General features: G+C 59.5%; 8 protein-coding genes. 5 read left to right on the plus strand and 3 right to left on the minus strand.

The window, feature by feature from the left end; genetic code table 11:
* Positions 1-62: 62 nt before the first annotated feature.
* Both YUU_RS51310 and YUU_RS51315 read right to left on the minus strand, forming a co-directional pair.
* The gene (locus tag YUU_RS51310) at positions 63-350 is read right to left on the minus strand and encodes a hypothetical protein (protein WP_051389829.1); all 288 of its coding nucleotides are present in this window, start codon (positions 348-350) and stop codon (positions 63-65) included.
* Positions 351-873: 523 nt separating this feature from the next.
* Positions 874-1803: a YiiG family protein gene (locus tag YUU_RS51315; protein WP_198031795.1), complete on the minus strand. Its 930-nt coding sequence runs from the start codon at positions 1801-1803 to the stop codon at positions 874-876.
* A gap of 377 nt (positions 1804-2180) precedes the next feature.
* Here YUU_RS51315 and YUU_RS0121390 point away from each other — a divergent pair, with 377 nt between their 5' ends.
* Together YUU_RS0121390 and YUU_RS0121395 are read left to right on the plus strand one after the other, a co-directional pair.
* Positions 2181-3242: a tetratricopeptide repeat protein gene (locus tag YUU_RS0121390; RefSeq protein WP_027524243.1), complete on the plus strand. Its 1062-nt coding sequence runs from the start codon at positions 2181-2183 to the stop codon at positions 3240-3242.
* Positions 3243-3303: 61 nt separating this feature from the next.
* Positions 3304-3813 carry a tetratricopeptide repeat protein gene (locus YUU_RS0121395; protein WP_198031796.1) on the plus strand — a complete coding sequence of 170 codons (510 nt, stop codon included), beginning with the start codon at positions 3304-3306 and terminating at the stop codon, positions 3811-3813.
* 283 nt (positions 3814-4096) lie between these two features.
* Here the strand turns inward: YUU_RS0121395 and YUU_RS0121405 are convergent, their stop codons facing one another.
* A complete protein-coding gene (locus tag YUU_RS0121405; protein ID WP_027524245.1) occupies positions 4097-4519 on the minus strand; it encodes a hypothetical protein in 423 nt (140 codons plus the stop codon).
* Between the two features lie 39 nt (positions 4520-4558).
* Here YUU_RS0121405 and YUU_RS0121410 point away from each other — a divergent pair, with 39 nt between their 5' ends.
* The 3 genes from YUU_RS0121410 to YUU_RS0121420 form a co-directional block, all read left to right on the plus strand.
* Positions 4559-5005, plus strand: a complete 447-nt coding sequence (locus tag YUU_RS0121410; protein WP_156944429.1) for an outer membrane protein — start codon at positions 4559-4561, stop codon at positions 5003-5005.
* Between the two features lie 364 nt (positions 5006-5369).
* Positions 5370-6188 (plus strand): hypothetical protein, encoded by an 819-nt coding sequence (locus YUU_RS0121415; RefSeq protein ID WP_027524247.1) that lies wholly within the window; start codon positions 5370-5372, stop codon positions 6186-6188.
* 470 nt (positions 6189-6658) lie between these two features.
* The coding region (locus YUU_RS0121420) for an IS701 family transposase (protein WP_035662930.1) at positions 6659-7451 on the plus strand (793 nt) is incomplete at its 3' end.

The following is a 7451-nucleotide window of genomic DNA, read 5'->3' on the forward strand; positions in this document are numbered from 1 at the left end:
AAGATGTTGTGGCCCGGCTTCCTCGGTTCAGACCAGATCGACAACATCCTGAAAGACCACATCTAGCGCCCGCAGGCGCTGCTCACCATCGGCGCGAGCTGGCTCGCGAAGGCCGCGTGGCCCCCGGCGCTGAAGTGCTGCCCGTCGGCGAGGCGCTCATGCGATGGTGCGAGGCGTCCGAGGTGCACCAGCATCACCACCTTGACGCCGCGCGCCTCCGCCGCCTGCCCGATCGCGGCGATATTATCGGCGGTCGCAGCCGACTCGCCGCGCCGTGCGTCGTTACCGCCTGGCTGCAGCACCAGCACTTTCGTGTCGGACTTCAGGAGGTCCGGCAGCCGGCGCAGCATGCCGGCGGTGCTGGAACTGTCACCGTAATAGCGGCGCTGAGGCTAACCGGCTTACGAATTCACGAAAGGTATTCGCTTGGACCGTGGCGTCTTCGAATTCGGGTTCGTGACCACTAACGATGGTGCCGAAGCCGGGTTCGGTCACGCGGATTGCGCAGTACGCGTATTCTGCGCCGACGGAAAGCGTGATCGGAAGGTGTTCGGACCAAAAGGTCCGGATCGATCGGCACAGCGTTGAATCACCGCCCGCGGCTTCGAGTGACATCAACTCGAACTCGTTCCACGCGAAGGCCGACTGCGTTTCGCCTCGATAGTCAGTGGGGCACAAAAGCCATGTAGCTTCACCAGGACCAACGCAGCACGAGAGGTCGGTGACGAATTGCTCGAACTCACATGGAAGGTCTGGATAGCGCAAAGCGAGGCCTGGCGGGAGTACCGCCTGTTGGTTCGGTAGACCCTCCACTGTCCAGCCGTTGTTCCGAAGACTCCCGATCGCTTCTTGCTTCCACTTCATATTGTCAATTCAACGGAATGCGTTCGACATCGTCACCATCATGTTATACCGCTGGATGACGCCGTTATAGTCCATCGAGTACGTCATGTTGTCGGCGTGGCCCTTGGCGATGTTGTCGCGCATCTCGCGCAATTTTCCGAGAATCTCTCGCGGAGACGAATCGATCGGGGTGGATTTTCCGGACTCGCGGATCGCCGTGTCGAAGTCACGCACGGCGTTGCCGAAAGCCGCAAGCGCTGCATCGAACTGCTGGAGGTCTGCGCCGCCCTTCGGGTTCGATGGCATCAGGTCGACGGCCTTCTTCGCCAGTGTCATGGTATTGCGTACGTGCCAGTGCACGCTCCTGCCTTCGGCCTTTTCGATCTTCGCCAATTGCTGACGGTCGAGCATGTCCTTGAATTGGTTCTGCAGTGCCTCGGTCGTGGCGCGCGCAGCGAGAAACGCCGTTGCCGCCGGCACCAGCTTTTCATGCAGCTCCTTGCCGCCGGTCATGTTGTCGGAAAGATAGTCCTTTCGATCGTAGTAGGCTTCCGCTTCGTTCAGGATCGGAATCAGCGTTTCGAAGGCCGAGGCGAGCTGCTTCGTTGCGTCATCGAGTGCAGGGATCGCCGGCTTGTCGCCCGCTGCCTTGCGTGCCTTCTCTATCGCGTCCTTGGCCGACGATCCGACCGAATACAGGCCATAGATGATGCGCTCCTTGCCTGTCGGGCCGCGCTTCACATCGACCCAGCTCAGATACCTGTTCCAGGATTCCTTGCCGCGCAGCGAGGCGTTCAGGAGGCCGACGACGCCGTTGGACTTTGCGATGTAGCGATCCGTGTCGGAATCGGCGATCTCGTGCAGGCCAAGATCGGGAGGCGGCGATTGTTGTTGCTGTGCCATGGCGGTCGTACAATGCAGGATCACCGCGGCGGCGAAGATCGTAGATGAGATTTTCAAGAGCGCCCTCATGAATTAACCCGGCCGTGCATGATGAACGGCCGCTTCCCGCGCTGTTCGTCGCAGGATGTCGTCTGCCGGTTCAAACGACCCGTGATGGGGGAGGGGCGGTGTAAACAATGCAATGAAGAACTTGGCAACTCGCGCAGCCAAAAGAAGGTGGCCGCGCCCTTGACGACCGACCGGCGAATGGGTGTCACCGCAATTCCGTCCTGCCCCAAGTGACGCCGGCTGTACCCTACAGCAACAGCGTATCCCAGACATAGCCGACGCGGCCACGAACGCCGGAAAATCACTTCTCCCCGCCATCTCTGAACCGCAGCCTCTGCAACTGCGACAAAAAGGGCCGTCAAAATCTGCTAGTCGTTGGACCGAACATGGCATTGCCGCAATCTCGCCGCACCACCCTCTCATTCAACCGCCTCAACCGCTGGCTGGCCGCTCTCGCGATCGTATTGGTTGGTTCGGCTCTTGCGGGGATAGACGCCGCCCTAGCGCAGACCGCTAGCGGGAGCATCGCACAATCAAGCGGCACCGACGAAGAGATCGCACGTTACGACGATATCGTGCGCCGGTTCGGCACGTCCGACGACGCCAGCTCGCGCGTGAAGGTCGCGGAGGCGCTGCGTAGCAAGGCCATGGCCCTAGGCTACTCGGGCTACAAGGCCATGATCCGAGCCAACCCGGGTCAACGAAACGAAGCTTTCAACGAAGCTATCGCGGTCCTCGACGATCTCCTGCGCCGGTTCGGGACGACGACCGAGCCAGCATTGCGCTATGAGGTCGCGGAGGCGCTTGTCGACAAGGGCACCACCCTCGGGCTACTGGATCGCAACGACGAGGAAATCGCTGCTTACGACGATGTCGTGCGGCGGTTCGGGACAGCAAGCGAGGCGCGGTTGCGCAAGAAGGCCGCGAGGGCACTTCACGAAAAGGGCTACGCACTCAAACGATTTGACCGCAACGAGGAGGTGATCACGGCCTATGACGGTGTGGTCCGGCGGTTCGGGACAGCGAAGGAAAAGGGATTGCGCGCGGAGGCCGCGGAGGCGCTGTTTGACATGAGCTCATTGCTCGGACAATTGGGCCGCAAGGAGGAAGCGATCGCGATCTACGACGACGTGGTACGCCGGTTCGGGATGGCGGGCGAGCCGGAGTTGCGCATGATGGCTGCGAAGGCCCTGTTTGATAAGGCCGGCGCCTTACGACAATTGGGCCGGAAAAAACAAGCGGTCGCTGTTTATGACGAGGTGGTAAGACGGTTCGGGGCGGTGAGCGAGCCAGACTTGCAGGAGCAAGTCGCGAAGGCGCTCTACGACAAGGGCGTAGCAGTTGCAGAACTGGGCCGGCGCAAGGAAGCACTGGCGACCTTCGACGATATCGTGCGCCGGTTCAGGACATCGTCGCACGAATGGGTGTCGAAGGCCCTTTCTCTATAAGGGCGACATACTCGGGCAATCGGGCCGGAGCGAGCAAGCGGTCCAGGTCTATGACGACGTGGTGAGCCGGCTTGGAACTGAAACCGATTCGTACTTTCTCTGCGTGGTCGCGAACGCCCTCGTCCGCAAGGGCGACACCCTCGGAGATTTGGGCCGCAACAAGGAAGCGATCGCGCTCTATGACGACGTGGTGAGCCGGTTCAAAACTGAAATCGAAGCGATGGAATGCGAGTGGGTCGCGAAGGCCCTCGTCGGCAAAGGCGTAGCACTTGGCAAGTTGGGCCGCGAGGAGGAAGCGATCGCGATCTATGACGATGTGGTCCAGCGGCTCGGCGCGGTGGACGTGGTCGGGACGGCGGAGAGCGTGAAATTGCTCGAGGCGGAGTTGCACGAAACGATCGCGGACGCTCTCGTCAGCAAGGGCGCCGCGCTCGAACAATTGGGCCGGCGCGAGGAAGCCGTCGCGGTCTATGACGACGTGATAGGTCGGTTCGGGACAGCGGAGGAAAAGGGATTGCGCAAGGCGGTCGAGAATGCTCGACACAAGCGAGGCGTCATGCTGCGGCAATGACCTTGCGACAGCGGCGTCAGTTGAATGCTCCGCAATCACGGGAGGGCGCGGAAGCAGGATTCTTGGAATGAGAAGATTCTTGGAATGAGAAAGTGGCTTATCGCTCTGGCTACCCTGCTGCTCGTCGGTCTTGCGCTGCTTGCGGCCAATCTCCTCGCCGATTTTGTGGATATCCCATGTCAGGATGGAGTTTGGGACAAAGCCCGAAAGACATGTGTCCCTGATTGAGCGGCTTGCCGCGAATGATACGGCAATTCCGGTAAGACGAGCCGTGGCGTCTCGTTCAAACCACCGAGCTCGAGAAAAAAAGCTGCTTCAGGTTGTTGGACCAGTCGATCTCTTTCACGGGCTTGATCTCCACCTTGAACGCGGGTTCGGCGGCTGCAATCACGGTTGCCCTGAGTTTTTCCTCTTCTTCAGGAGTGAGGATCTCTCGGCCTCCAATTTCCACCGTGATGGTATCGATCGATTCCTGTCGAAACCGGCATTCCTTGAACTCGACCGCTTCGCGCAGTACCCGAGGGGACAGATAAAAAGGCAGATACCTCCCATCGGGGTGCCGCAGAAAGTGCTTTCCTCTTCCATAGATGTGAGAAATCGTGGGCCCGTTGTGTCCGCAAGGGCACTGATGATGCAGCTTTCCAAAATCTCCAATGTCGTAGCGGAGGAGGGGAGTTGCATGAGAGTGCAAGTGCGTGATCAACAACCGACCGACCTTCTCGCCGTCGAATGTGGTCGTTAATTCTTGATCGCATTCGACGACAACATTTGTATGGGCTACATGGTAGTGGCCTTCATTGGTGGTGGCACCGACGACTTCACCATTGCTGCTCGTGTCGGCATCACCTTCGATCGTACGCTGATCTACGGGAAGGGCGGATGGGCTTGGGGCGAATTTAAGCAGGCCTCGACCAGCATTTGCTGCTCGACTGGAAGCCTCACCACGACCACCACCTCAGCAAAGGGCACTTTGGACGGCTTCCTCGTTGGCGTCGGCATTGAGCATGCCCTGACCCGCAATTGGACCGTCAAGGCCGAATACGACTACATGGGTTTCGGCGCCAAGGAGGTCAGCTTTACCGAATGCACGAGCACCTGCTCTGTGCCCGGCACTACGACCTTGAGTGCGACCAAGCAGGTCTTCAAGGTTGGCGCCAACTACCTGTTTGACTTTGGTGGAGTTCGGCCCTGAGGCTCGCAAACCGAGTTCAGCGACAAGAGCCCCGGCAATGGCCGGGGCTCTTTGTTTTGTAAGCATGGTCGACAGCTGGTGAGACCCTGCCACCACGTTCGATTACGCGATTGCGGTCGATTACGGTGCACCAAACTGCTCGTCGTCAATTGAGTGCACTGGCACTGTAATTCCAAAAATCGCGTGGCACCGATTTGGCACCGCCAAGTCTGGGTGATGAATCAAGCATTTTTGATGACGTCGAGAGCATTCGAGGAGCAAGTGGGCCGGCCAAAGCCAACTGAAGGCGGTGGGGTGAGGGAGGCTCCTCCACACGTCAGTTATGGTATGTTGTGCCGTTCTTCATCGCAGGAGATAGTCTGACGTGTCCGACACCCAGAAACTGACGCCCGCACTCTCGACGCCTGGGCGCGACCTGCTGAGGCGAGAAGTATATAAAGGACTGGCGGACAGAGCGGTTGGCCGCGTCAAAGACCTCGATGTTGACGCCATCCTTGCCAAAGGAAAGGAGCTATTCCAGAAGCGCTCAATCTCCGATGTAAGGCAATTCGGAGTTGATGGTCGAAAGACGCTCTTCTTGCTGCTTCTCCTTTTCGCGATCCCCGCGGACGACTGCTCCGCGCAGGCATCGCCGCCGCCAGTCGACGAACATGCGTTCGAGCGCGTGCCGCCGACGGTCGTGAAGAGATTGGCGACCCGCTTTTCGCTAGGCGCATTCGCCGGCCGCTTCGAGAAGACGCCGCTCGGCGCGGTCCGCAAAGCCGTGGGCGAAGGGACCATCCAACACCAGGGCGACGCTGCAGGTAGCATCTATTGGCTGTGTTATAGGCGCGCGCAGCATCGATTATGGGTCGTGTCCAGCGGAGAGATGGGCGGCCCGGACCATCTCGTCACAGAGATCGTTGAAGAGCTCACCGAGAAAGACACCGAGACCTCGACCGATTGCGCCATCATCCCGGAAAAGTTCGCGCCCCTCGTCTTCGATGGCAAGCTGCATTTGGGTATGTCGCGTTTGGAGGTAGTCTCGGCGCTGGGACCGCCGTCGAAGTCGGAAGCTGCTCAGATGGTGTATTCTCACGACGGAAAGCTCGCAGACGGTTTCGATGAGACCGCATGGCTCATTCTCCGATTTCGTGAGGAAAAGCTCGTGTCCATGCGCGGCGGCAAGACCACGACGAATTGAAGTGGCTGCTAGCAGCGTTCATGCTTCACAGCGTGATGCGAGCGAGTCACGCTCGCTCCCGCACGATCCCCATCACATACCCCGGCTTCTCCACCACCTTCGGCGAAAGCAAGCCAACGGCACTTGGTCATCCACTTTGGCTTCGATGCCCCCGAAGCAGCGGCCGAACTGACCCAAGGTGATGAGCAGCCGGGATCAAAAGTTCGACGTTTGCGGATGCGATTGAATCCGTCTGTCGCCTCATGTCGCCTTTGAAGGGTAGATCGGACCTGCCTAAGAGCGGTCCAAAACGACGCGATTGGCCCATCGCGACATATTGCGCTGCCGCACGAACTCGCCCGCTATAGGGGGCAAAGCGGACATTGCGTTCGTCGCATCACGTCGCTGGGTTTATGGGTACACGGCCTAGCACTACTTTGGCAGATTGTCGGTTTTGCCGTGCTTTATAGGATTCCCGAATCAATTTTTCAATGATTCATGGGTGGTCGGCTCTTGGAGGGCTGACCATGACGGGATGGGAAGACGAACTTGAACGCTGGCTGATGCCGTTCTTGGACCGGCTGGGTCATAAGACTCGGCAGCGCATGTGTCCTCTGTATGTTGCGGGATTGATCGGTCCTGGCGATCGCAAGAGCGTTCAGCCGATGGCGGAGCGCCTTGCCACGGGCAACTACGACCAGCTGCACCATTTCATTGCGGACGGTGTCTGGGACGCGACGCCGCTGGAGACGGAGCTGCTCCACCGGGCGGACCGACTTGTCGGCGGTAGCGATGCGGTGCTCGTTATTGACGACACCTCACTGCCGAAGAAGGGCGAACGCTCGGTTGGTGTTGCGGCTCAATACGCGTCGGCTCTCGGCAAAACGGCAAATTGCCAAACGCTGGTGTCTTTGACGCTCGCGCGCGGCGAAGTGCCAGTGATGGTCGCGTTACGTCTCTTTCTGCCTGACAGTTGGGCAAGCGACGTGTCTCGTTTGAAGCGCGCTCGCGTGCCAGTCGAACACCGAACGCCACGGTCCAAGCCGGAAATTGCTTTAGCCGAGATCGACCGCGCGATGGCAGCCAACGNGCACTTTGGATGTGTGCTGGCCGATGCAGGNTACGGGCTTAGCGCACCGTTTCGACAAGGGCTAACGGAGCGCGGGCTGGCCTGGGCGGTCGGCATCCCTCGACACCTGAAGGTGTATCCGGTTGATGTGAAGCTTATTTGGCCGATTACCAAAGTCCGCGGGAAACCACGAAAGCACCACGTGCCCGATATCT

Origin of the sequence: Bradyrhizobium sp. Ec3.3 (assembly GCF_000472925.1) — a bacterium.
In the GTDB taxonomy this organism is placed as follows: domain Bacteria; phylum Pseudomonadota; class Alphaproteobacteria; order Rhizobiales; family Xanthobacteraceae; genus Bradyrhizobium.